The following is a 25072-nucleotide window of genomic DNA, read 5'->3' as shown; positions in this document are numbered from 1 at the left end:
GTCGAGAAAAGGTAACTGCTTGGATAATGCGGTTGCTGAAAACTTTTTTGCTTTACTCAAAACAGAGATGTATCACAACCAAAGCTTTGAAGATGCAGATGCTCTGATAGAGCAAATTAAAGAATACATCGAGTACTACAATACCAAACGTATAAAAGTGAAACTAAAAGGCCTGACTCCGATAGAATATCGAACTCAGGCCTTGAAAGCCGCTTAACAGAAATGTCCAACTTTACGGGGTCACATCAGTATCTGTGGCTTTTTATTATCGGTAATAATCTGACTAAGGAAGTTAAGAGTAAGCTGAGCAACCGATATTTGGAGCCTTGCTGTTTTTGTTAAGCACAACCATCAAATGAATTAGCAGCAGAATGCCTGTCACTCCCAAACCAACACCAATTCCGCCCCAGATTCCGGCCAATTCAAACTTGGGCATTAAGTACCAAGCAGCGGGTAAGCCAAATACCCAGTAACCAATTGCCGTCATCACCATTGGCATAGAGACAATCTTCATACCTCTAAGCAGGTTGATTGCTAACAACTGCCAAGCATCAACAATAAAGCAGAGTGCAACAACCCAGATAACAGAGGCCAATAGTGATGTCATTGCTCCTGTGCCATCATCCAGCTTGAAGATAGAAGCTATCATTTCCGGCCATAAGATAAAGACAGCCGACAACGCAATACTCAACAACGACACTAATATGAAGCTTTGAATCGAGGTTCGTTTGATTCCTTCATAGTTGCCCGCTCCGTAATCACGACCAACCAAAATCGCAGCCGCTTGGGAAAAGCTAAAGTTAAAGTTCCATGTAAAACTCAAGCATTGTAGTAAGATTTGGTGCAGCGCTAGAGAGGCGATACTAATGGTTCCTGCCATTAAGGTGCCACCATAAATCAAACCATGCTCAAGCAACGCTGCAATCGCGATAGGTAAACCCATCAATAGCAAAGGGCTCATCAACTTAAGGGAGTACTCTTCTGTGTGCAGCCAAGGAGCAAATTGTTTGAATTCGTCACGCTTGAATACCCAAACCGTGTAACCAATCATCACCATAAATGCCGCGATCGCGGTACCTAACCCAAGTCCTGTTAATCCCATTTCCAATGTAAAAGTTAAGAAATAACTCACTGGAACATTCAGAATAACCGTGATTACCGACATCACTAAGATAGAACGCACATTGCCAAACGCACTGGTTAAGCCACGCAACACCAATAAGATAAGCGAAGGCAACATCACCCATTTAAGAGCGTGCACGTATTCCATCGCCAAGGTGATCACTTCCTGTGGTTGCTTGGCTGCTTCTAATACCAATGGGGCTAACCAAAAACTTGCCATTAAGAGCGCACTAAGTACAAATGCCAGCATGGTTGCGCCTTTCACTGCCAACCGAATTTGGCTATTACCAAATTCAGGGCGAGCCACACGTTGACCATAGGCGATGGCAATCAAATTTGCGACACAGCCTACCGTGCTGCTCGCGATAATGAAGATAAAAAAGTAGATAGACGCGCCTAAGCCACCAGCCGCAAGGGCTGACACGCTGATGCGCGACATCATCCAAACGTCAGTAAGGACTAAAGCCATGGATATCAGCTGTGAAATGATCAAAGGGAATGCAAGAGTGAGTATTTTTTTCATGAGCGCCTCGGTTAATTTCGACCAAAATACGATCGATGGGACTAGCGTTCAATTGATAAATTTGCGACTCTAACATTCCAAAAACTCATGCGAGTGAATTATGACCCCATATCCTAGCCTGCCATCCTCACATAATGGCTTAAAAGCCTTCGAAGCGGCAGCAAGACTGATGAGCTTTACACTCGCCGCCGATGAACTCAACGTGACACAGAGTGCGATTAGCCGTCAGATAAAACAGCTTGAAGATGAGCTGAACGCATCTTTGATCATTCGTAAACATCGAGCGATTGAATTAACAGAGCAAGGTCATGATTTGTATACCGCTTTGCGAGAAAGCTACGGCAGTATCGAATCGGTTATCGCATCTTGGAGAGAACCAAAACAGAAACGTATCGTGATCAAGGCAACCCTGAGTTTTGCTACGCGCGTGTTGATCTCTAAGGTTCGTGAATTAAACGAGCGTTACCCAGATTACGAGATCGTTATTGTTCCTGTGATTGAAGAGGATGAAGCCATTAACAGCAGTGAGTATGACCTGTTGATCTTTCATACTCGATTCAAAAGCCGCTATGACAACGCTCCTGACATCACTTTCTTGCGTGAAGAGTTTATGGCACCCGTGTGTTCCACAAGCTTAACCAATGCTTTAGGTTTGACTAAGAAAGATACCGACCTCGATTCGATCTTAACCATGCCAAGGCTTCACCCGACTTTAGATCACCATGATTGGAAGGTATGGCTGGCCGATGTCGAATCGCCACCAACAAAGCCCGTTAGAAATACCAGCTTCTTATCTTTGGATATGGCGCTCAGTGCCTGCTTATCTGGTGAAGGCGTCACGGTAACGGATCTGCTTTTGGTTTTGCAGGATTTGCAACGAGGTTTCTTGCACTGCCCGCAAAATGCCAAGATTCAACACAGTGCTTGGACCTACTTCATCCACCAGCGTACTCACTCTGCTGTGATCAACGACCTGATTGAATGGCTTAAACAAGAGACAGCGAAAGAGATTGAATTGTTGAAAGCACTCTCCCAGCAAAATCATTGGTCTGGAGTGATTGAAGATCATTGAGGGATCTCACCCATGATGCGATGCTCTCAATAACCTTTTCATTTATAACGTTTATTTATTGATTGGAATGGCCTATCTTACGCCCTATGAACCAATACTCAGATATTGGCATCTTAGTTTTAGGAGAAAGTCATGGAACAACAACGTCTAAAAATCGCAATTATCGGCGCGGGACTGAATGGTTTGGCCCTTGCGTTATCGCTACGTAAGTTTGGGATTCAAGCTCGAGTCTACGAAAAGGCAGCACAGCCACGTGCTGATGGTACAGGTATCATCATGTGGCCAGAGGGCATGCAAGTTCTTGCGGCATTAGTGGGTGTCGACAAAGTTAAAGCGGCTTGTAACCAAGTCGATACTATCTCAACATTGACGGCGACTGGCTTTCCAATCAACACACTCAATATGAGCGATTCACCAAGCAAAGCAAATGCGCCTATTGGTTTGTTTCACCGTAGCCGTTTATATCAATTGCTGCTTGATGAATTAGGTGATGAGTGTATTGCCACCAACCAGCATTGCACCGTCGTTGAGAATGGCGAACAGTCTCAAATTCTTATCAATGGCGAGCCTCTTGATGCTGATATTATTGTCGGTGCCGACGGTGTGTTCTCGCAAGTCAGAAAGTTTGTGGCACCTGAAGTCTCTCTGAGACAACCGAATGTATATTGTTGCCGCGGCGAGATTGATTTCAAAGTGCCAAAGATCAGTGACGAGGAGTGTTATGTATTCGCGGGTGACAAATCTCGCATCGTAACCTACACCTACAACCGAGAAACCCAAGGCAAGTACTGGTTTGCTGCATGCGCCGTTGAAGAAGGTGAAACGCTTTCTAAACAAACCGTGTTAGAGCAGTTCTCTCACTATCCTAGCTACTTACTGGATATGATTAGAGATACGCCAGAGTCAAAGATCTTACCTTCTCCCCTTACTGATGTTGCGCCATTCGATACTTGGTATCGAGACAACGCCGTTTTATTAGGCGACGCGTGCTGTGCAGTATTACCGACAATGGGTATCGGCTTCAGTTTAGGCATTGAGAACGCTTACGTCTTAGCACAAAGCATTGCATCGAACTTCGAAGGTACAGAGCAAGCCTTCAAACGCTACCAACAACGTGCTCAGCAACGTTCTCACGAGCTACAAAACATCACCCACAGACTCAGTGAGCTCACTTACAAAGATGAGTTCAACCCAGTTGAAGTGGCAGAGCTTTACCAACAGTTTGCTATCGCGAATAGCCGATCGCCTTTTTAATGACATGATTCGCTAACACTGCTTTGTCTACTAGAAAAGCCGCAGTACTCACTGCGGCTTTTTAGGTTATTGGCTCTGCTTTCTAGCTTTAACAGATACTACAACTTAAACATACGCGCGCTGCGTGGTGGCAGGTTAAACGTATGATAGCGAGAAGAAATCGTTTCTGTCGCGCTGCTTAATACGTCTTTATATTGAACATGCCAATTGAACTCGTGTTGGTAAGTATCAACTGTCACGCCACGCGTTTCTCCACACTTGTTTATCCCAACTAACCCTTCTTTGCCACGCTTGAACAGCAAAGTGCACTGGTCACTTGAAATCATGGTCATTGTTTTGCCTTGCATCGCGTTATGGAAGCTCAACATGTTTTTCATTTTCTGGCTATTCCAAACATTCCCCCAACGACCATTATCTTTGTCTTCTGAATCAGGAAGATCATCACTGTAGATCAGTGGAGTGCCACCATCTTTACCAAGGATATACGCGTAAGCAAGCTGCTCATCTTGAGGATCCATTATTTGATAACGGAAGCCATCGTTGGTTGGAATATCGTGTGTGATAGTAAAGGTAATGGCACGGCTATCAGGCAAGGCTTGTCCGTAAGCTTGTGGATCGTGCAATTGGTTCAAACCACCGCCCATAGAGAACGCCGATCGAATCGAAGCAAACAGCGGGAAATCGTACGCAGAATGATTGGTGTTGTTCAAGTAAGGTGCTAAGAAAGACTCGTAGCCACTGTTCCCAGCTCCACCACTGGTAATCACCTCACCAAACACGTGCATGTTCGATGTGATTTCAGGCGTAAATACTTGGTCGATTTGATACTGGCTCATGTGTTTCACTGCATCAATACGGAAACCCTTGATACCCATCTCTTTTAGCGCCTTCAAATACAAACGCTGCTGTGACACTACCCAGTTGTTTGGGTCGAGATCGGGTAGCCCGGTATCGCCATCCGCACCACACAAACGCCAATATTGAACATGCCCAGGATCATCCCAATCCCAAATACAACCAGCCGCATGAAAATCAGTAGCCGAGACAAAACCTTGCGCTAAGTTGCCGAAAAGAGTCTGGTCAGCATAATAGCTTGAGCGGCTGGCATACTCGTTTAGCACTTCTGTACCAGGGTAGTTCAAGTCACTTCGCTTCCAGCTTTCATTCGCCATGTGGTTAAGTACAACATCCGCGTAAACATCAACACCGACACTTTTCAGCGCGGCAATCATTGCTGCTAGATCTTGTTTATTCCCCAATGGAGAATCAATGGTACGTAGATCTTGTGGTTGATAACGCGCCCACCATTGGGTGCCACTGGATTTCATTGCCGGAGCGACCAGTACTTTCTTATAACCAGCTTCGGCGATTTGATTAGCATTGGCTGTGACATCTGAATATTTCCAATTAAATGCATGCAAAATGGTATCGGCATAAGTCGCTGAACTAAAAGAGCAAAGCGCGAGTGTGGATATGAGTAAGGTATTTATTGGTTTCATAGAACATATCTCTCATTATAAATTCACAGGAATGATATGAGTGATAAGGACAATTAAAACGCCCGATAAATCAGAGTTGGATTAGCGTCACCTTCTGTTGATGTTGATTTTATAAAATTGAGCTATGACCGATATTATGTGAGGCAAAATGTGATGTGCGTTTTGCGGCGCATGGACGTATCCGTGACTAGTAGAAGATTAGAAATGAGAATTAATTGAATCAAGTTGACGAGAAAAAGACAAAGGCTTTGGTCGGGTCTTCTAAACTAAGCTATGATTCCTTTTCCCTCAACCGATTGATATTTTTATGCCTTCTTTCTCTTTTACAATGATCCCTGTTGGGGTTAGATTCATGCTCCTCTCCGCTTTTGGATTCGCACTGATGTCAGCCTGTGTGAAATACATCAGCAACTATGGCATACCTGTATTTGAGATCGTTGCGGCAAGGGCGTTAGTGTCTTTGATCATTAGCTATATCGACGTAAAACGAAAAGGCATTTCTATCTGGGGTAATAACAAACCACTTTTGTTTGTTCGCGGTGCAGTCGGCACTGCAGCGCTGATGTGTGTGTACTACGCGGTAACAACTTTACCGTTAGCAGAAGCAACCATTCTACAGTATGTACACCCCGTATTTACGGCCTTGCTTGGCGTGTTATTCCTCAAAGAACGCGTCCAAAAATCGACTATGATTTGCATTGCGTTCTGTCTAGCGGGGTTATTGGTGATGGTGCAACCAAGTATGAGCAACAATACAAGCAGCGAGTTACCGTTGTTCAGTATTTTGGTGGCATTGCTTGGTGCATTTGGTAGCTCAATTGCTTACGTGATTGTGCGAAAGCTGAGCCAAACAGAAGACAGCTCTGTCATCATCTTCTACTTCCCACTAGTGGCTCTGCCGATATCGACAGCGCTTATTTGGAACGATTTTGTAATGCCGAGCCTATTCTTAACAGTGATGTTGGTGTTGGTTGGGGTTTTCACTCAAATAGGCCAATACGGTTTAACCAAGGCAATGCAAACTCAAGCAGCAGGTAAAGCTTCGGCTTACTCTTATGTTCAAATCGTCTTCTCAGCGCTCCTAGGTGTTTGGATCTTCAATGAGATCCCTTCAATATGGACATATCTTGGTGGTGGTCTGATTGTCACTGGCGCGCTTATTAATGTGTTTGGAAAGCAGCTATTGGTACCGTTCAAAGCTAAGTAGAACAACGAGCGAAAGACCAACTAGCTAATCAATCTAAAAAGGCATTGCGGAGTGTTCCACAATGCCTTTTTCAGTTTTCCTACCTAACGATTCTGCTAACTTGTAGCATTTCGAAGCCTGGGATCATCACTCAGATATTCAACGAACTCGACCTCAAAGCCAGCCGGGTCCACAAAATAAACGTTCTTGCGATAAGGTTCTTCAGCGCCAGGTTTGGCAATAGGAAAACCCGCATCGATAAGACGTTGAGTTACGCTTTCGATATTATTGGTAACATAAGCAAAGTGTGCGAGACCAACAGAGTGGCCATCTAAATCTCGATTCTCACCCTCACCATGATCACTCATTGCGATATACTGATACTCATCTCCGAAGTGTAACCAGTTTCGTGGCTTGCCTGACCATTCGCCCTTTCCTTCATCGCGAACATACCAATGAGGGAATGCCGCTTTGTAGAAAGTCAGCATTTCTGGGATGTCTTTAACGACTAAATTTACATGTTCAAGTTGGATCATTCTTCTCTCCTTAAAGTATTCTCGTAAGCAACGTTGCATATCCTAATACCTCAAGTTAAGTTGAGGTAAAGCATTAATTTGCATTTATTTCGAGAACGTTTTTAGAGCCCAGATTGTCATATTTTCTGAAATAGAAACTTTAAGTTTAGACGACCTCAAACCTGATAACTGACCTCAACCTTAAGACACCAATAAATCTACGACTTCCCCCCTTAAATTCGGATGAGAAAGCAAGGTTCCTGTGCAATATTTAAACGCATTAACACCCCCTTATTGACTGATACATCAGCTTACACTTCGCTTTCATATTAATCAGCAACACTGATCTGGGTTAATAAACTGGTTTCACAGCACCTTTATTGTTAATTAAGTCAAATAACTATATAAGGAAGTTAGTGTGAAAAAAGTATTAGCATTGGGTATCGCAGCGGCAATCTCGTTTCCAGCATTTGCAGATCACAACACAATCGATGGGATGGACTTCGGGCCATTGGCAAAATTAGTTGGCATCTGGAAATCAGTGGAAGCTGGCGGCATTGATGTTTCGCCAGGTCAAGAAGGGGCTGATGTGGGTGCGGGAGGCCATGCCGTCACACCATTTTATGAAGTGATGACGTTTGAAGTAGCCGCTGATGCCACCAACGCCAGCGACCAATATCTCGTTGCGCTTTATTATAAACAAGAAGTATTCCGAAAGGCTGACGACTCTAAATTCCACGATCAACGCGGTTACTTTATCTACGATCAGAAAAATCAGATCGTCTACAACTCTTACTGTGTTCCGCGCACCACATGTGTCACCGCTGAAGGCCCTGCCGGCGACACTATGACCTTGGTCGCTTCTAAACGCGGTATTGCCGAGTCTGAATACATGACAGACAACGCAACCACCACAGACTTCACAATGAACATCAGCATTTCTGACGACACGCTAACTTACTCTCAAACCACAGGTTTGGAGATCTACGACAAAGCCTTCGCACACACCGATTCAAGTACGCTAGTTAAAGTGAAGTAGATTCAAATACAAACGCCTTTCACTACGAAGTGAAAGGCGTTTTTCTGTTGTACTCGTAACAGCAAACAAGCTTAAGTCGATTGCGTTTCGACCTTTGCATAACGATTGGCTAGCACCGCACAATAAAAAATCTGAATCGGGTGATATAACATTATGGGCAATAAAATCATTCCTAGATTAGGGTTATTGGCAAATATCACTTTAGCCATAGGAATCCCCGCCGCTAAGGTTTTCTTGGTACCGCAGAACACGGCTGCAACTTCATCTTGATGATTGAATCCAACCTTGCGAGCACTCCATTGAATGCCGTGCACCATCACCATTAACACCAGTAAACAAATCACCGTTGATGCCAATAACAACATCGGTGAAAAGTCACTCCAAATGCCATGCTCAATAGAGTCACAGAAAGCACTGTAAACAATCAGAAGTATCACGTATTTGTCTAATTTGTTTACCACTGACTTGTGTTTCTGAGTCCACTCAAAAAGTAGTGGGCGCATCAACTGACCAACGATCATTGGTAGCAATAGCATTTTAGATATGGAGATCACCGACTCCATCAAGTTCAATTTAGCCCCTTCTAACCCCATAAAGAGTTGAATCAATAGAGGCGTAATAAACACACCCAAGATACTAGAGAGTGATGCATTAAATATCGCGCCAGGTAGGTTTCCTTTTCCAATCACCGTCATTGCAACCGACGACGAAATCGTACTCGGTAAAACGAAAAGATAACAAAAGCCAAAGGCCAGAGCTGCAGGCATATAAGCGACAAAGCCTTGCCCGAATACCACCCAAAGCAGCGGGTAAACTAAGAACGTCGCGCTTTGTACAAAAACGTGTAGCTTCCAATTTGAAAGCCCTTCAAGGATGGCTTTAGGAGAGAGACCTAAACCATGTAGAAAAAACACTAAAGCAATGCCTAGAATCGTAATCGTATCTAGGTGAAGTACCCCTCCTGATTTGCCCCAATCTGGCGTAAAAACAGCAATGACCATGGCCACTACCATTCCTACAAGAAACCATTCCTTTTTCAGCTTTTCTATCATGTTTACACGTACTTCCTGTAGATTCCATTTCAACCAATAACACGGCTCCAATGCTGTTCATCCTATCGACTCTAGTATTAATTAACCACCGTAAACACAAATTAAGCTCATCTTTATCTTGAGATTTACAACGTTATTCCGAGTCTATTACCTAAGTTATGGGAGGGAGTAGCCGGACATATGGAATGACACAGAAAAGATTATAAAACAGCAGTTTATGGAGCAAAAAATTCCCTTTTAGTGATCGGAGCATAACACCCAGTCGTAGTTAGCTTAGGAAGCAGTCGACAAGCAATTTTCAAGGGCAATACAACGGGAGCAACACATGGACAACAGGATCACCATCATTGAGTTTCTTAGAGTATTCGAGTTCATTCGCTCTTCCGGGGAACAACTGAACAACAAATATCAAGTTGGTGAAATGGTAGCTTGGCATGATTACGATGGTTACACCTGTTGGCTAAGCTACAAAGACGTCACCGTCACACTGATGTTTCATGGTTCGCTGAAAATTGAGTACGACAACGCGTCAAACTACTCTGAATTCATTGACCATTGCCTAGGAATACTCGCCACTGAACCTTCTGCGGACTAATGAGCGATGGAGTAAATCATGAACGAGTCAAACTTCACAGCGTACCATCTGCATAAGAGAATAACGCCTTTATGGTTAACCCTCAGCGTATCGTTGTTATGGCCTGAAACATCAACAGCAGGAACAGAGATGATTGATTTCACGAAAGCGAACGAACACCAGAAATGGTCTGCGATTAACGACAATGTAATGGGTGGCATTTCAACAGGTGGAATCGTTTATGATGGCGAGGATAGCCTATTTAAAGGTGAATTATCATTAGAAAACAACGGTGGATTCAGCTCAATAAACCGCTCCCTTGAATCGTTAAATCCCGCGGTGAACAGTGTAGAGTTATCCTTTGTTGGTGACGGACGCACCTACCAATTAAGGTTCACAACATGGAAAGATGGCTATCGAACCAACTACAAGCACAGCTTTGAGACCAGCAAAGGTGAGCAGCTCAAGAAGGTGTTCAGACTAGAGGACTTTCGAGCCGTGTTTAGAGGTCGATTACTCAACAATGCACCAGAACTGAAAGCTCAAGACATCAAGCAGTTCGGCTTTTTGATTGCAGACAAACAACCCTCACCCTTTGAGTTAAAACTGATTCAGATTCAATTCAAATCATCTCGATAAACTGAAGGGTTAATAGATGAACGACGCCCCAGACACAGATCGCAATACGAAAAATATCTGGGGCTCTTCTATTCAAGCGTTAAAACTCATCGAATGCTCAAGGGTTCAAACGCCTATATTCTAGGTCATTAACACTTAGTATTTGATGGCTGTTTTACCAATCGATGCGCTGCTTTCAATACGTTGGTGCGCCTCTTTCAGCGTATCTGCACTCAAACCATTCAGTGTTGTGGTTAGTGTAGATTTAATACGACCCGCATCAATCAAGTTCGCCGTTTGGAACAAGATATCTTGCTGCTTCTGGATATCGTCGGTGTTGAACAGAGAACGAGTAAACATAAGCTCCCAAATGAAGCCTACTGACTTACCTTGTAGTGCAGATAGGTCAATCTCACTATCAAACTCAACAATCGAGCTGATCATGCCTTGCGGTGCAATCAACTCTACCATCGCGTCCCAGTGGCCTTTTGTGTCTGCAACATTGAAGATGTAATCCACATACTGGATCCCTTGCTCACGCACTGATTCAACCAAGTTACGGTGGTTCACTACATGGTCTGCACCCATGTCTTTTACCCACTGTTCGGTTTCAGGTCTTGACGCTGTCGCTATAACATTAAGGTTGGTTAATTGCTTCGCTAACTGAATAGTAATAGAGCCAACACCACCAGCGCCGCCAATGATCAGGATAGACTTTTTCTCTTCAGGGCGAACACGCAGGCGATCAAACAACGCCTCCCATGCAGTGAGCGTTGCAAGCGGCATAACAACCGCGGCTTCATCCGTTAAGCTTTGTGGCGCTTTAGCTGTGATGCGGTAGTCAACGGCTTGGTATTCGGCGTTAGCGCCCATTCGTGTTACGTCACCCGCATAGTACACACGATCGCCTAACTCGAAGCCTTCAACGTTTGTGCCTTTACCAACCACTTCCCCAACAGCGTCGTAGCCCAACACTTTTGGTTGCTCAAGTGTCTTATCTTTTGCGTTGCGAATACGGATTTTCGCGTCTGCCGGATTGATAGAAGTCGCACTCACTTTGACCAGTAAGTCATTCTCTTTTAATTCCGGCAGGCTCGTTTCAAATTCAAACAGGCTTTCTGGTTCTGTAATCGCTAGCGACTGAGTAAATCCGATGGCTTTCATTGTAAATGGTAGTGACATGATGCTTCTCCTTAAATTCGATAATTGAATCTTAGAGATTTCTCACTTTAGATAAACAGCCTAATGTTTGAATTATTATCAAATTATTTTTGATAATGAGGTGTGTGTACGCAAGAAAAATACTAAGATTAGCCACAGCAAAATGGCCAAACTTATGACAAACAGGTCAACCGATTCACGGCTCAGAACAGGGAAATGAAATGCTTCTTGAAGACTTACAAGTAATTTTAAAGGTAGCGGAGTTTCGCAGTATCACAGCAGCCGCCACTAACCTAGACATGCGGACAGCAACGGCAAGTGCGGCGGTGAAACGCGTTGAAGCGGCACTCGGTGCAGAGCTTTTCGTAAGAACCACTCGTCATCTGCGCCTCTCTCCCGCTGGAGAACGATATTTACCAGAGTGCGAACAAGCGTTGAAAATGTTGGACCAAGCGAAACTCAATATACGCGAGGAGCTTGGTGTCATTGATGGCGAAATTCGAATCGCGCTTTCATCAGATTTAGGGCGAAACCTCGTCATACCTTGGCTAGATGAGTTTCTATTTGATTACCCTCAAGCGACACTTCGAACGAGTATCAGCGATAGTAACATCGACTTTTATCGTGATTCTGTGGATATGGCGTTGCGTTACGGTTCGCCAACTGATGCCAACATGTATGGCTTCAAAATTTGTGATGTGCCAAGAATATTATGTGCTTCACCTTCGTATCTCGCAGAAAAAGGCAGCCCAGACCATCCAAGTGATTTGGCTGAGCACAATGGGCTGCTGTATCAACTCCATGACATGTTACAGGATGAGTGGGTATTTAACGACGGCACCCAAGACCACAAAGTAAAGCTCAAAGGGAATCGTGCATCCAATGACGCTGACCTAGTTAGGCGATGGTGTGTCGCAGGAAAAGGCATCGCGATAAAGTCTTGTTTGGATATGTCGAGTCATTTGCTGTCTGGCGATGTAGTCAAGATCATGCCCAACTATGAGCCGACACCAACTGAGCTGTGGTTGGTATGCCCAAGCCGTCAATCCATCACGCCAACCGTTCGTTTACTGAGAGATTTATTCCGTGAGAAAACGGCGGAGATCCTTTCCCAACTCAATGAGCAAGGTATCATCAACAGCTAAGCATCTTAATGCTGAATTTCCAAACTGGATACAAAAAAGGCGCTCGTGAACAATTGTTCACGAGCGCCTTTTGCGAATGACCTATCACCGGATATGGCAAACCGATTCGCTTACTTTAGAAGATATTTAGTTACTCTTCGATGATGTCGCAGTCAGCACAACACTGAAGCGCTACTTCATGTTCGAACTCAATCGTGTCTTTACCGTCTTCAAGCAGCTCTGCGATCTCGTCAGCGACTTCTTGCTCATCATCCGCCTCGATTTCGCCTTCAAGCTCTTCTTCTGAATAACCAAAGAAGTTTAACAGCAAGTACTCACGAGCTTCTTCTTTCGTGCAAACAACGTTCGCAGTAAGGTCAGGAGTAATCTCACCTTGTGCAAGTGTTTCAGTCAGTTGCGCTAAAACCACCTCTTTCATCGCTGGCGTTAACCAACCAAGATCTGTGCTTACTGTCGTTTTTTTACAGTCAAAGCAAGGCAATTGGTGAAAGTAGTATTGAAACGTAGTCATAGGAATATCTTCTTTAAATGTTGTATAGCGAGATTATGCGCGTTTTGTAGCAAAATACTATCTCAATCACAACCAAAGGCTTATTCAATCAAAATATTTATACCAAGTTTAGAGCTGCATGATGAGATTCAATAAAATCGAGCTTTGCATAGGCAAACTTGGCATCATTACGACTAAGCTTGCGAAGCTCTGCTATCCCCATTCGTTCTGACTTTGTAATTGTGTAACCAGCAACAAAGCAATCCGATACAAAGCCCCAAGAACGCACTTCCGATACCCAATAAATTTGTTCCAGAAGCAGTAAATAAGAACGTAAACAGTGCTGGCTCTCTGTAGTGGCTGTCTGCCATCGAAACCGCTAAACAGTTCATCAATGTAGGCATTACAGCTAACCCAGCAACAGCGATGATTACCGCTGAAGGAACCGCGCTAAACAGCGACACAAATGACATCCCCATCACGCCAGCTAACAAATAGAACACGCCCATCGAAATTCCTGCCATATAACGTGTTTTCGGGTCATCATCGGCATTAGGGCCCATACAGATCGCTCCTGTGATTGCGGCAAGGTTATACGCAAAGCCTCCGAGCGGTGCTAATAGTAACCCTGTCACACCTGTGGTAGTGATGATCTTCGATGAATCTACCTGATACCCGTTGGCTTTAAGCACAGCAAATCCCGGCAAGTTCTGCGAAGCCATGGTCACTATGAACAGCGGAATACCAACACTAAGCAAAGAAAAGAATTCGAAATCAGGCATGATGAATACCGGTGCCGTTAAACCTAGCGTGACCTGACTGACATCGAGTTTGCCAAGACCAATACACATAACCAAAGCAATGGCGAAAATGCTTGGGATGAGTAAATTTCCTAACCTCGAATTCGCCAAAACAAACACAGCAAGCATGACCGCCACTATCTGTACCTCTTCCATTAACGATGTAAACAAGCCCAAACCGAACTGCAATAAAATCCCCGCCAGCATGGCCGATGCTATCGATGTGGGAATCTGTTTCAGTACCCTTTCAAATATTCCAGCCATACCGACTATCGTGATCAACAGTGAACTAAACAGGAATACAGCAACCGCCTGATTCATCGTCAGACCTTCGAGCGAAGTAATCAACAGTGCAGCGCCCGGCGTCGACCAAGCCGTCACGACCGGTTTCTTGTAGCAGAAAGAAAGCAATATCGTGGTTGTCCCCATGCCAATTCCCAACGCCCAGAACCATGACGCGACCTGCTCATGAGTTGCTCCGGCACTCATAGCAGCTTGGTAAATGATCGCTGCGGCGCTTGCATACCCAATAAATACAGCAATAAACCCCGTACTGACGTGAGAAAATTTTAGCTTAGTCATGTTATTTTATTCCTATGTGCGTTATAACGTCCATAAGCTAAACCTAGCACTTGTGCGCTATAACGCACAAGTTATTTATAGATAAAATCTTGTAGAAAAAGTATGCAAACAGAAATTAAAGTCGGGACTAACTTAAAACGCCTACGCCAAGAAAAAGGCTGGAGCCTAGATAAAGCAGCAAAAGCGACAGGCGTAAGTAAAGCGATGTTAGGTCAAATTGAACGTGGTGAATCCAGTCCTACCGTCGCTAAACTCTGGCAGATCGCATCCGGGTTTGAAGTGTCATTTTCCAGTTTCATCGCAGAAAGTTCGAACAAGGAGCTGACGAGTCTATTCAGAGATGCAAACGAGTTAAGGCGTGAAGAATATAACGTTGGCTTCTTCGTCAGTTTATTATTTCCTTTTGAGGAAGCACTTGGGTTTGAGATCTTCGAGCTAACCCTCGCTCCTGGCTATCAGCATGAATCCGACCCGCATAATACTGGCGTTACCGAGCACATATTATGTATCTCAGGAGAGATGGCCGTGCTATTTGATGGTGAATGGCAAACATTACAAGCAGGCCAAGCCGTTCGCTTTAACGCAAACCAAAAGCACGGATATAAGAACCTCGGTGAAGACAATGCGGTGTTCCATAACGTAATCCACTATCCTGAAAAATAATGGTTAACCTACACATCCGACTATTTATCTAGTATTAATAACAGTGTAAAGGATATGCATCTATAAGAATTAGGGAGCCCATAATCAAATGACACTAGAATCAAAACATGCCCTAGTTGTGGAAGGTGGTGCAATGCGTGGCATCTTTGCTGCTGGGGTGTTAGACGGCTTTATCGACCACCAATACAATCCGTTCGATTTCTGCATCGGCGTCTCTGCGGGCTCAACCAATTTAGCCTCTTGGTTATCTAACCAACGCGGCCGTACCTATACCATTATTTCTGACTACTCATGCCAACCTGAGTTTATTAACTTCAAGAAGTTTGCCAAAGGTGGACACTTACTTGACCTCGACTGGCTTTGGGATCATATCGCACAGCACTATCCATACGATATGGAAGCCTTCGATAAACAACCGCTTCCCTTTCAAGTCGTGACCACGGATGTTGAAACTGGTGAACCGCTCTACACGCAGGGAGAAAAAAGTAACCTAGAAGAGCTCCTCAAAGCTTCCTGCTCTGTCCCTATGGCCTACCGCACGCCTCTGAGAGTAAATGGTCGAAAAATGATAGACGGCGGTGTAGTCGATTCCATTCCAGTGATTGAAGCTTATAAACAAGGGGCGAAACAGATCACCGTGATCCTCTCGCAAAAGCAGGGTTACAAAAAGCGCCCACCTAAAGCACCTTGGCTATTACGTCGCCCGATGAAAGAGACACCTCAACTGGCTGAGGCCATAATCACTCGTGCAGAGCAATACAATCAAACCTTAGAATTTATTGAGAACCCACCTCATGATTGCACGATTAAGGTTATCGTTCCTGATGATGGCTTCGCTGTGGGACGATTAACCACCGATAAAGACAAGCTTGAAGCGGGTTACCAAATGGGACTAAAGGCAGCAGAGCGGTTCGTTGCACAAACATAAAGCAGCCACTCAATGCCAAGCAGCCTGTTTTAATCTCCGTTCTCTAGCTATATAACAAAAAAGCGAGCCACATTGGCTCGCTTTTCAGTATTTAGTTTTAAGCTAAATTACAGAAGTTCTACCGACTGCTGAGCGATAACGAACTCTTCGTTGGTTGGGATAACCATTGCTACTGCGTCTAGCATCTCAGACTTAGCGATGATGCCGTCAGCACCAAAGCGAGCAGATTCGTTACCAGCGACATCTTCAACAAAACCTAGGATCTTAAGGTTTTTCAAGATTTCACGACGGATTGGTAGAGAGTTCTCGCCGATACCACCAGTGAAGATGATGCCGTCTAGAGAGTCTAGTGTTGCAAGGTAAGAAGCAACGTATTTAGCTACGCGGTATGTGAATACTTCGAAAGCCAGCTTAGCGCCTTCATGGCCCTCTTCCATAGCTTCTAAAATGCCACGAGCATCGCTCGTAAGACCAGACACACCTAGGAAGCCAGACTCCTTGTTAAGAGAGTTAAAGACCTGCTCTTGTGACCAACCCTTCTTAAGTAGGTATTCGATGATACCTGGGTCTAAGTCACCACAACGTGTGCCCATCATAAGGCCAGAAAGTGGTGTGAAACCCATTGACGTATCAACACTGTTACCGTCTTTGATAGCACATACTGATGCGCCGTTACCTAGGTGAACAGAGATGAAGCTAGATTCTTCAACAGGCTTGTTTAGCATCTTCGCAGCTTCACGGCTTACGAAGTAGTGGCTAGTACCGTGGAAGCCGTAACGACGTACACCGAAGTCTGTGTATAGTTCTTTAGCGATTGCACCAGTAAATGCGCGTTGTGGCATTGTTTGGTGGAAAGCCGTATCAAATACAGCGAACTGAGGAAGAGAAGGGAAAGCTTCGATCGCAGCACGGATGCCGATAGCACCTGCTGGGTTATGAAGTGGAGCAAGATCAGATAGGCTTTCAATCTCGTTCGTTACTTCTTCAGTAATGCGAACCGTTTGAGTGAACTTCTCACCACCGTGAACGATACGGTGACCGATAGCCACGATATCTGTCGTGAAACCAAGGTCTTCCATCAGGCCTACCAATTTGCCAATAGCAATCTTGTGGTGGCTACCTTCACCCTGAATAGCAATTTCAGTTTTCTCGCCTTGGTATTTCCAGCTCATGCGAGCATCTTCAAGACCAAAACACTCCCCTAAGCCACTCAACACTGCTTCACCAGAAACAGAATCAATGACAGCAAATTTTAGGGATGAACTACCCGAGTTAATAACCAGAACAAACGAATTAGACATTGGATATGGATCCTGTTTCAGTACGAATTAGATGAAGTGTTTACTTCAATTTTAGTCAAGCCCATTATTCAATAATTTTTGAATCTTTCAACTTTTGTTTTGAAAAAATCACCAAATGAACACAATTAAGTTGATCTTAGTCATTAATTTATTTATTTTGAGAGCAAAATTAAAAAATAGTTGAATATGAAAATGAACAAACTGACAACGCAAACGAATGCTTAAACTATTTTTAACTTGATTTGAGTGATCCGGTAAGACGGTCAGCATCATGAAACAAAGTAACAATACTCGCCCTATCCCACACTCTCCACTCTCTAGAAGTTAAGCCCTGCGTAAACAGACTACACAGCAATTTAAGAGGATTTTATGACTACCACCCCAACCTGTAGCACGTAATTTAAGTATAGCCTTACAATGCTATACAGCTACGTTAACGGAGCAAGATAGAGTGATTGCTCCCTTCATCCGGGAGTTTGAACAATCATTTCTAACTGGGTTGCAGAAGTAATATCAATCTTGGCGTGAAGTAAGGTGCATGAGTTATGCGCAGTGCGGTCGGAAGAATGAACAAGCAGGCACAAAAAAGCCGAGCATAATGCTCGGCTTTTAAATTCAGTGTCTAGACTAAGGCGTCTAACTTAAAGGTTGATTAACCTTCGTTGCGCTCTGGACGACGACCACGGTTACCGCCGTTGCCATGGCCACGTTCGCCACGGTAGTTGCCACGGTGATCGCCACCACGGTTACGGTCGAAGCGACGCTCGCCATCACGGCCGCCTTCACGGTTGCCATCGCGGTTACCGTCACGGTTGCCACGGTATCCACCGCGACCGCCTTCACGATTACCATCACGGTTGCCATCACGGTTTCCGCGGTAACCACCACGACCACCATCACGACCACCACGGCCACCGTTACCACGACGTGGTTCACGGAAATCGTTGAAGTCTACAACAACAGCGCCAGCTTCTTTTTGACGGATGCGTAGCTTGCTTAGTTTACCAGCAGTTTCAGAGTTCATTGCTTTTGGCAGTTGAACGTAAGTTGAACCTTGGTCAAGTTTGATAGCACCGATAGAACCTTTGGTTAGGCCAAGTTCGTTTGCAAGTGCGCCAACGATATCTTTAACCTGAACACCTTGCTCACGGCCAACTTGTAGTTGGTAAGTATCCCAGTCTTGAGTATTGAAATCGCGGCCACCGTTATCACGGTTTTCACGACGCTCTTTACGACGGTTCTTGTCGCGCTCAATAGCAGCGATCATTGGGTCTTCACCAATGTAGAACAGTGGGCTCTTACCTTGCTGACGCTTAAGAAGCATTGCAGCTAGAGTAGCAGCATCAACGTCTAGAGACTCTTGCAGAGTAGTAATAAGACCTGCGAAGTTTTCTAGAGCTTTGCTTTCTTTCTCTGTCTCAAGCTCAGCGCCAAGCTTAGCAACACGTGCAGCAGCAACTTGGTCACGTAGAGGAAGTTGGATTTCTTCCATTGTAGACTTAGTTACGCGCTCGATTGTGCGAAGCATACGAATTTGGTTTGTGCGAACTAGAAGGATCGCTTTACCTTTACGTCCAGCACGGCCAGTACGACCAATACGGTGGATGTAAGATTCAACATCGAATGGGATGTCGTAGTTGAATACGTGAGTGATACGTGGAACATCAAGACCACGAGCTACAACGTCTGTTGCAACTAGGATATCGATAACACCTTGTTTGATGTGATCAACAGTGCGCTCACGTAGAGACTGAGGAATATCACCGTGCAGTGCAGCAGCTTTAAAGCCACGTGCAGACAGCCAATCAGCTAGACGCTCAGTATCTTGGCGAGTACGTACGAATACGATTGACGCGTCAGTTTCTTCAGTTTCTAGTAGACGAGACATTGCTTCGTCTTTTTCTACGCCTTTAACAACCCAGAAGTTCTGCGCTACTTTATCAACTGTGTGGTTAGTACCAGCAACGTCAACTTTTGCAGGGTTACGTAGGTAACGGTCAACAATAGTCTTAACCATTGGAGGCATAGTTGCAGAGAATAGTACACGTTGTGCAGATTCTGGCGCTTGCTCAAGGATCCAAGTAACGTCATCTACGAAGCCCATTTTTAGCATTTCATCTGCTTCATCAAGAACAAATGTGTGTGCTTCATCTAGGTGTAGACGGTCACGAGTTAGTAAGTCTTTAACACGACCTGGAGTACCAACAACAATGTGAGCACCACGGCTTAGAGCGCGCATTTGGTCAACGATTGAAGCACCACCGTAGATTTCAATAACTTTAAGACCTTTGATGTCACGGCCTAGGTTTTTGATTTCCGCAGCAACTTGGATCGCTAGCTCACGAGTAGGAGCCATGATGATTGCTTGTGGTTTGTGTTGGTTTAGGTTGATTTTGTTTAGTAAAGGCAGAGAGAATGCTGCTGTTTTACCAGTACCAGTCTGTGCTTTACCTAGTGCGTCACGGCCTTCAAGAAGAAGAGGAATAGCTGCTGCTTGGATTGGAGTTGGAGAAACGAAACCCATGCTATCAAGAGCTGAAAGGATGTTTTCGTTTAGGGCTAATTCATTAAATTGAATTACAGATTCGGACATTGGGATCCCACTATATATAAGTAAACAAAAGGTCCCGGGAGCTCTACCATTTCCAATACTGATCCAATCAGATACTGATTCCATTCAGAGTTACGAAGCAGTAATAAAACACTTCAAGCCATTAGGGACGTCTAAGGGAGGCGGATTATTCCTTAAATGCATAAAAAAAGCCAGAAAAAATTGAATTACATCACATATTTTTCGGTTTTCTTTCAATACTGGCTATCATATCGTCAAAACTTGATGAATATCTCGTCATAGCCGTTTACATCAATTGAATTGAACCTAGTAAATAAGACGGCAATTAATTTGCTCTCCTTTCGGCTTTAAGTAGTAATCAGGCTTCGCAATGATTATAGTGTGCTCAATTGTTCTCGTAAGATAAAAGTAAGATGTTTCAAGATAACCCTCTACTCGCTCAGCTTAAGCAACAAATCCAAGAAACCCTCCCGAAAAAGGAAGGCACAATCAAAGCCACTGAAAAAGGGTTTGGTTTTCTAGAAGTAGATAGCAAGACTAGCTACTTCATCCCGCCACCGTATATGAAGAAATGCATTCATGGTGACAAAGTAGTCGCTATCATCCGAACTGAAAAAGAACGTGAAGTAGCTGAGCCAGAAGAGCTAGTGGAACAAGGGCTTACTCGATTCATCGCACGAGTAAAGCTGTTCAAAGGTCGACTTAACGTTGTTCCTGATCACCCACAGCTGAAAAAGCTGCAACTTAAAGCTAAAGCTCAGAAAGGTTTAAACCCTGAGACGCTAAAAGAAGGTGACTGGGTTGTTGCACACATCATTCAGCACCCGCTAAAAGGCGATAATGGCTTCTTGGCGCAAATCTCAGAAAAGATCACTGACGCTGACGACAAGATCGCACCTTGGTGGGTAACTCTCGCACAAAATGACCTTCCAAACAGCGAGCCCGAAGGTATCGACAACTGGCAGATCAACGATGATGCTGATCTTGAACGTGTAGACATGACCCATGTTCCTTTTGTGACTATCGATGGCGAAAGCACAAAAGATATGGACGATGCGCTGTACGCGAAAAAGAAAGAGAACGGTGATTTTGAACTGACTATCGCGATTGCTGATCCAACAGCGTACATCTCTCCAGATGATGCAATGGACAAAGTAGCTCGCGAACGTGGCTTCACTATCTACCTACCTGGTCGTAACATCCCAATGTTACCTCGAGACCTTGCAGACAATCTATGTTCGCTTATCGAGAATGAAGTTCGCCCTGCCCTATGCTGCACAGTAACCGTATCTAAAGATGGCGTTATTGGCGATGACATTAAGTTCTTCGCGGCGAACATTAAATCTCACGCTCGTCTAGCATACGACAACGTATCAGACTGGCTAGAAACAGGTACATCAGAGAAGTGGCAACCATCTGAAGAAATCGCAGCGATTGTTTCTGACCTACACGAATTTGCACAAGCACGTTCAGCATGGCGCTCAGCAAACGCAGTGGTATTCCCAGATCGCCCTGACTACCGCTTTGAACTTAGCGAAGATAACGATGTTGTTGCAATTCATGCAGACATGCGTCGCAGTGCAAACAAGCTTGTTGAAGAGTCGATGATCAGCGCAAACATCTGTGCAGGTCGAGTGTTAAAAGAAAGCTTCAACCAAGGTGTGTTTAACTGCCACTCTGGTTTCAAAGCCGAGAAAGTTGCAGACGTTCTTGAACTGGTTAATCCACAAGCAGACACACCGTTCACAGAAGAGCAGATCGTTTCTCTTGAAGGTTTTGCAGCATTGCGTCGTTGGTTAGGTTCACTTGACAGCAATTACTACGACAACCGTATTCGCAAATTCCAAGCGTACAGTGAAATTAGCAACGAGCCTGCACCACACTACGCAATGGGTCTAGACATTTACGCGACTTGGACGTCTCCAATTCGTAAATACGGTGACATGATTAACCACCGTATGCTGAAAGCACATATCCTTGGCAAAGCACCAATTCAAACACCAGATGAGACTATCGGTGATGAACTTGCACTACACCGCCGCCATCACGGTATGGCTGAGCGTAATGTTGGTGATTGGTTATATGCTCGTACGTTAGCTAATGCACCAGCAGAAGAAACGCGCTTCCAAGCAGAAATCTTCGACATTAACCGCGCAGGTATGCGTGTTCGCTTGCTAGAGAATGGTGCCGCTGCATTTATCCCTGGTTCTCTCATTCTTGATAATAAAGAAAGAATCGAGTGCAACAGTGATATGGGTACTGTATCTATCGATAAAGAAATGGTATACAAACTGGGAGACGTTTTAGAAGTAGTTCTCTCTGAAGTTAATCAGGAAAACCGTAATTTGGTAGCAAAGCCTACTCAAGTATTTGCGGACTTGCCTAGCGAGCCTGAAACAACAAACGAAACCGAAGCTTAGTAGCTGCAAAGGCTAGGCCTTTCAAGGTCAAATGCTTCAAAGGTTCACTTCTAAAGGCGCTAATTATTAGCGCCTTTTTTGTAAATGTCTCATGCTTAAACAATACTAAAATGAATAAGCAACTCGTTTACAACGTCAAAGAAGCACATTATGTCATCAATAACAGTTACTCAATTTAGAAACTTCATCCCCAGGAAACGAGAACGGTACCCCGCCTCTAAAAATGGTATTTTCATCGTTTCAAAAGGCAGTATCTCTTTCGTGCTCCCCGATGGCACCGAAGCCTCATTGCAGGCAGGCGATTTCACACTTTATAACTCAGGCCAAATCAAAGACATCACAGTAGATACAGAAAACGGCGAATTCAGCGCAACCTGTTTAGACTTTGATTTAAATATTTTCCAAAAGTTCATCAACCAATTCAGTGACCTAGAATCTACTCGAGTCCCCAACCAGTACATCAAATTCAACCAAACCGATACAGAGATCTGCGAACTGAAAGACCTAATCATGTCTTTAGCTCATTCTTCAACTAAAAATGACTACGCACTCACTCAATTAGGGTTAGGTTTGCTCTCACTGATGGTCGAACAATATCCTGCTCTGCTAGTTATCATCGCACGCGCTTCAAGGTTAACGGTGACACAAAAAGTCATTCACTACATTGAACAGAATATTGAAAATAATATCTCTTTAGACACGCTCGCCAGCTACATGGGAATGTCGCCAGCCACACTGAAACGTCGTTTATCAGCTGAAGATCTTTCGTTTTCAAACTTGTTGAAGATCAAGCGTATTGCTCATGCCGCAACGCAGCTGAGAACGTCGACCAAATCCATTACCCAAATCGCTTATGAATCTGGCTTTAAGAGCGCTGCGCATTTCAGTACCGCCTTTAAAACGTACCATGGAAAAACACCGAAAGATTTCCGTTCGCTTATCGCACAATCTCAATTGCAAAGCGTGAAACCACAGATTTAAAGAATTGAAATAAATTGAGGTGAAAGGTTTGGTTTCGGCACATCAAAGCCGATGGATTTAGGCGTTGTATCACCACCAGCTAAGACATAAGGTTGGTGGCTATGACCAAAAGTACGATTTGGGATCTTTTTCAATCTCAGCCAACACTGCTTCAAGGTCTTTCGATTTAGGAAGATAAGGATAAGGTCCCCAAGCCACAGTATCAGACTGTGCATCCTCTTCTAATGGCACTGTAATCAGCCAACATGCTAACGGCTCATCAAAAGTCACGCAGGCAACGTCGTTTGTGTAATCACTATGAGATGAGTCGAGCAGATAATGCGCCTGTGAGAACATCACACCGCCCTCACACTCTTCAAATAAGGATTTGCCTAACTCAACAGGTAAACTGCTATTACGGGAAGTACAGAGCTTTTCAGCCCCAACGAGAAGACGATTAAGTTCTATATGAATGATGGACATAACACTCCTTGTAACTTCATAGAAATTCTCAAAGTTGAAATCCCTCTTGAAAGCTTAGGACTCAACCAAGATTTTAGCGAACCCACCCAAACAAAATCCCGACCACGCTCCCATAAACCAATCTTACTCACGTGAGGGTTCTCAAACCGAACATTCATTAGCCCTTTTCACCATAAAGCAAGCATATAGAATTTCACAAAAGTGTCATATAACCCACCTATGATATGCGACAAATGTTATTAACTAGGAGTTGTTTATGTTACGAGTCGCGCTTGCCTCTCTTTTATCCTTAGCCCTGTCTTCTCAAGCTGTTTTAGCGCAAGAAACCAATATTTCGGGCTCCACTTCTGTTTCTCGAGTGATGGACGTATTAGCAGAGGAGTACAACAAGACTCACCCTGAGAACTATATCGCGGTTCAGGGCATCGGCTCGACAGCGGGTATTACCTTGGTTAATAAAGGTGTGGCTGACATCGGGATGAGCTCACGTTACTTAACTGATCAAGAACAGAGCGACAAACTCAAAGTATTCCCAATTGCTTTTGACGGCTTAGCTGTTGTAACTAATCGCTCAAATAGCGTGAATAACGTTTCTCGCGAACAGCTGTTTGATATCTACAAAGGTAAAATCACCAACTGGAAAGAAGTGGGTGGTGCCGATCAACCTATCGCGGTGGTAACTCGTGAAGCCTCTTCAGGTTCACGCTACAGCTTCGAGAGCTTGCTTGGTTTAACGAAGATCATTAACGACCGTTTAGTGTCTGACATCAACCCAAATAACTTAGTGGTTAACAGCAACAGCATGGTTAAAACCATCGTGAACCACAACCCGCACGCGATTGGCTTTATCTCTGTTGGCTCAATCGATCGTTCAATCAAGGCCATCACTTTTGAAGGTGTAGAACCGACATCTAAAAACATCGCTAACCATAGCTATGAGCTGGCTCGCCCATTCTTGTTGCTGCACAAGATCGATTCGGTTTCTGAAGAGAGCAAAGATTTCATCAAGTTTGTGAAATCTAAACAAGGCCAAGACCTTATTGAGGAATACGGCTACACTCGCATTAAGTAAGTGAGTAAGTTGTATCTTATGAAAACAAAAAGAGAGAGCAT

At 44.3% G+C, this 25072-nt stretch carries 23 protein-coding genes; 13 read left to right on the top strand and 10 right to left on the bottom strand.

The genetic code is table 11. From position 1 onward, the window contains the following. A partial coding sequence (locus L1D55_RS14985; protein ID WP_152966870.1) for an IS3 family transposase occupies window positions 1–217 on the top strand: 217 nt, incomplete at its 5' end. A 75-nt stretch (window positions 218–292) separates the two neighbouring features. On the opposite strand, the gene L1D55_RS14980 is transcribed toward L1D55_RS14985, so the two are convergent. After that, window positions 293–1645 (bottom strand): MATE family efflux transporter, encoded by a 1353-nt coding sequence (locus L1D55_RS14980; RefSeq protein WP_239917983.1) that lies wholly within the window; start codon window positions 1643–1645, stop codon window positions 293–295. Between the two features lie 100 nt (window positions 1646–1745). On the opposite strand from L1D55_RS14980, the gene L1D55_RS14975 reads away from it, so the two are divergent. Continuing rightward, on the top strand, window positions 1746–2717 hold the full coding sequence (locus L1D55_RS14975) for a LysR family transcriptional regulator (RefSeq protein ID WP_239917982.1): 972 nt from the start codon (window positions 1746–1748) through the stop codon (window positions 2715–2717). A gap of 132 nt (window positions 2718–2849) precedes the next feature. After that, a complete protein-coding gene (locus tag L1D55_RS14970; RefSeq protein ID WP_239917981.1) occupies window positions 2850–3971 on the top strand; it encodes an FAD-dependent monooxygenase in 1122 nt (373 codons plus the stop codon). 98 nt (window positions 3972–4069) lie between these two features. Here the strand turns inward: L1D55_RS14970 and L1D55_RS14965 are convergent, their stop codons facing one another. Beyond that, a complete protein-coding gene (locus tag L1D55_RS14965) occupies window positions 4070–5470 on the bottom strand; it encodes an alpha-amylase family protein (RefSeq protein ID WP_239917980.1) in 1401 nt (466 codons plus the stop codon). A 307-nt stretch (window positions 5471–5777) separates the two neighbouring features. Here L1D55_RS14965 and L1D55_RS14960 point away from each other — a divergent pair, with 307 nt between their 5' ends. After that, window positions 5778–6677 (top strand): DMT family transporter, encoded by a 900-nt coding sequence (locus tag L1D55_RS14960; RefSeq protein ID WP_239917979.1) that lies wholly within the window; start codon window positions 5778–5780, stop codon window positions 6675–6677. Window positions 6678–6772: 95 nt separating this feature from the next. On the opposite strand, the gene L1D55_RS14955 is transcribed toward L1D55_RS14960, so the two are convergent. After that, entirely contained in the window at window positions 6773–7192 is a 420-nt protein-coding gene (locus L1D55_RS14955) for a VOC family protein (protein ID WP_239917978.1), read from the bottom strand. 397 nt (window positions 7193–7589) lie between these two features. Here L1D55_RS14955 and L1D55_RS14950 point away from each other — a divergent pair, with 397 nt between their 5' ends. Further along, window positions 7590–8210, top strand: a complete 621-nt coding sequence (locus L1D55_RS14950; protein WP_239917977.1) for a heme-binding beta-barrel domain-containing protein — start codon at window positions 7590–7592, stop codon at window positions 8208–8210. A gap of 71 nt (window positions 8211–8281) precedes the next feature. On the opposite strand, the gene L1D55_RS14945 is transcribed toward L1D55_RS14950, so the two are convergent. Further along, window positions 8282–9262 (bottom strand): bile acid:sodium symporter family protein, encoded by a 981-nt coding sequence (locus L1D55_RS14945; RefSeq protein ID WP_275665319.1) that lies wholly within the window; start codon window positions 9260–9262, stop codon window positions 8282–8284. Between the two features lie 325 nt (window positions 9263–9587). On the opposite strand from L1D55_RS14945, the gene L1D55_RS14940 reads away from it, so the two are divergent. Both L1D55_RS14940 and L1D55_RS14935 read left to right on the top strand, forming a co-directional pair. Continuing rightward, a complete protein-coding gene (locus L1D55_RS14940; protein ID WP_239917976.1) occupies window positions 9588–9857 on the top strand; it encodes a DUF3081 domain-containing protein in 270 nt (89 codons plus the stop codon). 18 nt (window positions 9858–9875) lie between these two features. Continuing rightward, entirely contained in the window at window positions 9876–10475 is a 600-nt protein-coding gene (locus L1D55_RS14935) for a CIA30 family protein (RefSeq protein WP_239917975.1), read from the top strand. Window positions 10476–10610: 135 nt separating this feature from the next. On the opposite strand, the gene L1D55_RS14930 is transcribed toward L1D55_RS14935, so the two are convergent. After that, on the bottom strand, window positions 10611–11636 hold the full coding sequence (locus tag L1D55_RS14930) for a zinc-binding alcohol dehydrogenase family protein (protein WP_239917974.1): 1026 nt from the start codon (window positions 11634–11636) through the stop codon (window positions 10611–10613). A gap of 200 nt (window positions 11637–11836) precedes the next feature. Between L1D55_RS14930 and L1D55_RS14925 the strand changes: the two genes are divergently transcribed. After that, window positions 11837–12760 (top strand): LysR family transcriptional regulator, encoded by a 924-nt coding sequence (locus tag L1D55_RS14925; RefSeq protein WP_128164795.1) that lies wholly within the window; start codon window positions 11837–11839, stop codon window positions 12758–12760. Between the two features lie 130 nt (window positions 12761–12890). Here the strand turns inward: L1D55_RS14925 and L1D55_RS14920 are convergent, their stop codons facing one another. Both L1D55_RS14920 and L1D55_RS14915 read right to left on the bottom strand, forming a co-directional pair. Beyond that, entirely contained in the window at window positions 12891–13271 is a 381-nt protein-coding gene (locus L1D55_RS14920; protein WP_004737837.1) for a hypothetical protein, read from the bottom strand. A 173-nt stretch (window positions 13272–13444) separates the two neighbouring features. Further along, window positions 13445–14632, bottom strand: a complete 1188-nt coding sequence (locus tag L1D55_RS14915) for a benzoate/H(+) symporter BenE family transporter (RefSeq protein ID WP_239917973.1) — start codon at window positions 14630–14632, stop codon at window positions 13445–13447. A 102-nt stretch (window positions 14633–14734) separates the two neighbouring features. Between L1D55_RS14915 and L1D55_RS14910 the strand changes: the two genes are divergently transcribed. Together L1D55_RS14910 and L1D55_RS14905 are read left to right on the top strand one after the other, a co-directional pair. Continuing rightward, window positions 14735–15295 (top strand): XRE family transcriptional regulator, encoded by a 561-nt coding sequence (locus tag L1D55_RS14910; protein ID WP_239917972.1) that lies wholly within the window; start codon window positions 14735–14737, stop codon window positions 15293–15295. 88 nt (window positions 15296–15383) lie between these two features. Further along, window positions 15384–16223 carry a patatin family protein gene (locus tag L1D55_RS14905; protein WP_239917971.1) on the top strand — a complete coding sequence of 280 codons (840 nt, stop codon included), beginning with the start codon at window positions 15384–15386 and terminating at the stop codon, window positions 16221–16223. 107 nt (window positions 16224–16330) lie between these two features. On the opposite strand, the gene L1D55_RS14900 is transcribed toward L1D55_RS14905, so the two are convergent. Together L1D55_RS14900 and L1D55_RS14895 are read right to left on the bottom strand one after the other, a co-directional pair. Continuing rightward, the gene (locus tag L1D55_RS14900; protein ID WP_239917970.1) at window positions 16331–17524 is read right to left on the bottom strand and encodes an acetate/propionate family kinase; all 1194 of its coding nucleotides are present in this window, start codon (window positions 17522–17524) and stop codon (window positions 16331–16333) included. A gap of 652 nt (window positions 17525–18176) precedes the next feature. Beyond that, the gene (locus tag L1D55_RS14895; protein WP_083803034.1) at window positions 18177–20201 is read right to left on the bottom strand and encodes a DEAD/DEAH box helicase; all 2025 of its coding nucleotides are present in this window, start codon (window positions 20199–20201) and stop codon (window positions 18177–18179) included. Window positions 20202–20509: 308 nt separating this feature from the next. On the opposite strand from L1D55_RS14895, the gene rnb reads away from it, so the two are divergent. Beyond that, complete coding sequence (gene rnb, locus L1D55_RS14890; RefSeq protein WP_239917969.1) at window positions 20510–22516, top strand: exoribonuclease II; 2007 nt, start codon at window positions 20510–20512, stop codon at window positions 22514–22516. 150 nt (window positions 22517–22666) lie between these two features. After that, window positions 22667–23497 (top strand): AraC family transcriptional regulator, encoded by an 831-nt coding sequence (locus L1D55_RS14885; protein ID WP_239917968.1) that lies wholly within the window; start codon window positions 22667–22669, stop codon window positions 23495–23497. A 99-nt stretch (window positions 23498–23596) separates the two neighbouring features. On the opposite strand, the gene L1D55_RS14880 is transcribed toward L1D55_RS14885, so the two are convergent. After that, window positions 23597–23959: a DUF3024 domain-containing protein gene (locus L1D55_RS14880; RefSeq protein WP_239917967.1), complete on the bottom strand. Its 363-nt coding sequence runs from the start codon at window positions 23957–23959 to the stop codon at window positions 23597–23599. Between the two features lie 256 nt (window positions 23960–24215). Here L1D55_RS14880 and L1D55_RS14875 point away from each other — a divergent pair, with 256 nt between their 5' ends. Further along, complete coding sequence (locus L1D55_RS14875; protein WP_105023737.1) at window positions 24216–25031, top strand: phosphate ABC transporter substrate-binding protein; 816 nt, start codon at window positions 24216–24218, stop codon at window positions 25029–25031. Window positions 25032–25072: the final 41 nt, after the last annotated feature.

This window comes from Vibrio sp. Isolate22 (assembly GCF_022398115.1).
Taxonomy (GTDB): domain Bacteria; phylum Pseudomonadota; class Gammaproteobacteria; order Enterobacterales; family Vibrionaceae; genus Vibrio.
Note: the sequence above shows the minus strand (reverse complement) of the source record. Positions and strands in the feature narration are given on the sequence as shown.

Bases quoted from the DNA above. Each gene is read 5' to 3' on its own strand.
- L1D55_RS14880 (WP_239917967.1), bottom strand. From the start codon at position 23,959: ATGTCCATCATTCATATAGAACTTAATCGTCTTCTCGTTGGGGCTGAA.
- L1D55_RS14915 (WP_239917973.1), bottom strand. From the start codon at position 14,632: ATGACTAAGCTAAAATTTTCTCACGTCAGTACGGGGTTTATTGCTGTA.
- L1D55_RS14975 (WP_239917982.1), top strand. From the start codon at position 1,746: ATGACCCCATATCCTAGCCTGCCATCCTCACATAATGGCTTAAAAGCC.
- L1D55_RS14920 (WP_004737837.1), bottom strand. From the start codon at position 13,271: ATGACTACGTTTCAATACTACTTTCACCAATTGCCTTGCTTTGACTGT.
- L1D55_RS14925 (WP_128164795.1), top strand. From the start codon at position 11,837: ATGCTTCTTGAAGACTTACAAGTAATTTTAAAGGTAGCGGAGTTTCGC.
- L1D55_RS14895 (WP_083803034.1), bottom strand. From the start codon at position 20,201: ATGGAATCAGTATCTGATTGGATCAGTATTGGAAATGGTAGAGCTCCC.
- L1D55_RS14885 (WP_239917968.1), top strand. From the start codon at position 22,667: ATGTCATCAATAACAGTTACTCAATTTAGAAACTTCATCCCCAGGAAA.
- L1D55_RS14900 (WP_239917970.1), bottom strand. From the start codon at position 17,524: ATGTCTAATTCGTTTGTTCTGGTTATTAACTCGGGTAGTTCATCCCTA.
- L1D55_RS14965 (WP_239917980.1), bottom strand. From the start codon at position 5,470: ATGAAACCAATAAATACCTTACTCATATCCACACTCGCGCTTTGCTCT.
- L1D55_RS14930 (WP_239917974.1), bottom strand. From the start codon at position 11,636: ATGTCACTACCATTTACAATGAAAGCCATCGGATTTACTCAGTCGCTA.
- L1D55_RS14955 (WP_239917978.1), bottom strand. From the start codon at position 7,192: ATGATCCAACTTGAACATGTAAATTTAGTCGTTAAAGACATCCCAGAA.
- L1D55_RS14875 (WP_105023737.1), top strand. From the start codon at position 24,216: ATGTTACGAGTCGCGCTTGCCTCTCTTTTATCCTTAGCCCTGTCTTCT.
- L1D55_RS14935 (WP_239917975.1), top strand. From the start codon at position 9,876: ATGAACGAGTCAAACTTCACAGCGTACCATCTGCATAAGAGAATAACG.
- rnb (WP_239917969.1), top strand. From the start codon at position 20,510: ATGTTTCAAGATAACCCTCTACTCGCTCAGCTTAAGCAACAAATCCAA.
- L1D55_RS14910 (WP_239917972.1), top strand. From the start codon at position 14,735: ATGCAAACAGAAATTAAAGTCGGGACTAACTTAAAACGCCTACGCCAA.
- L1D55_RS14960 (WP_239917979.1), top strand. From the start codon at position 5,778: ATGCCTTCTTTCTCTTTTACAATGATCCCTGTTGGGGTTAGATTCATG.
- L1D55_RS14905 (WP_239917971.1), top strand. From the start codon at position 15,384: ATGACACTAGAATCAAAACATGCCCTAGTTGTGGAAGGTGGTGCAATG.
- L1D55_RS14970 (WP_239917981.1), top strand. From the start codon at position 2,850: ATGGAACAACAACGTCTAAAAATCGCAATTATCGGCGCGGGACTGAAT.
- L1D55_RS14980 (WP_239917983.1), bottom strand. From the start codon at position 1,645: ATGAAAAAAATACTCACTCTTGCATTCCCTTTGATCATTTCACAGCTG.
- L1D55_RS14945 (WP_275665319.1), bottom strand. From the start codon at position 9,262: ATGATAGAAAAGCTGAAAAAGGAATGGTTTCTTGTAGGAATGGTAGTG.
- L1D55_RS14940 (WP_239917976.1), top strand. From the start codon at position 9,588: ATGGACAACAGGATCACCATCATTGAGTTTCTTAGAGTATTCGAGTTC.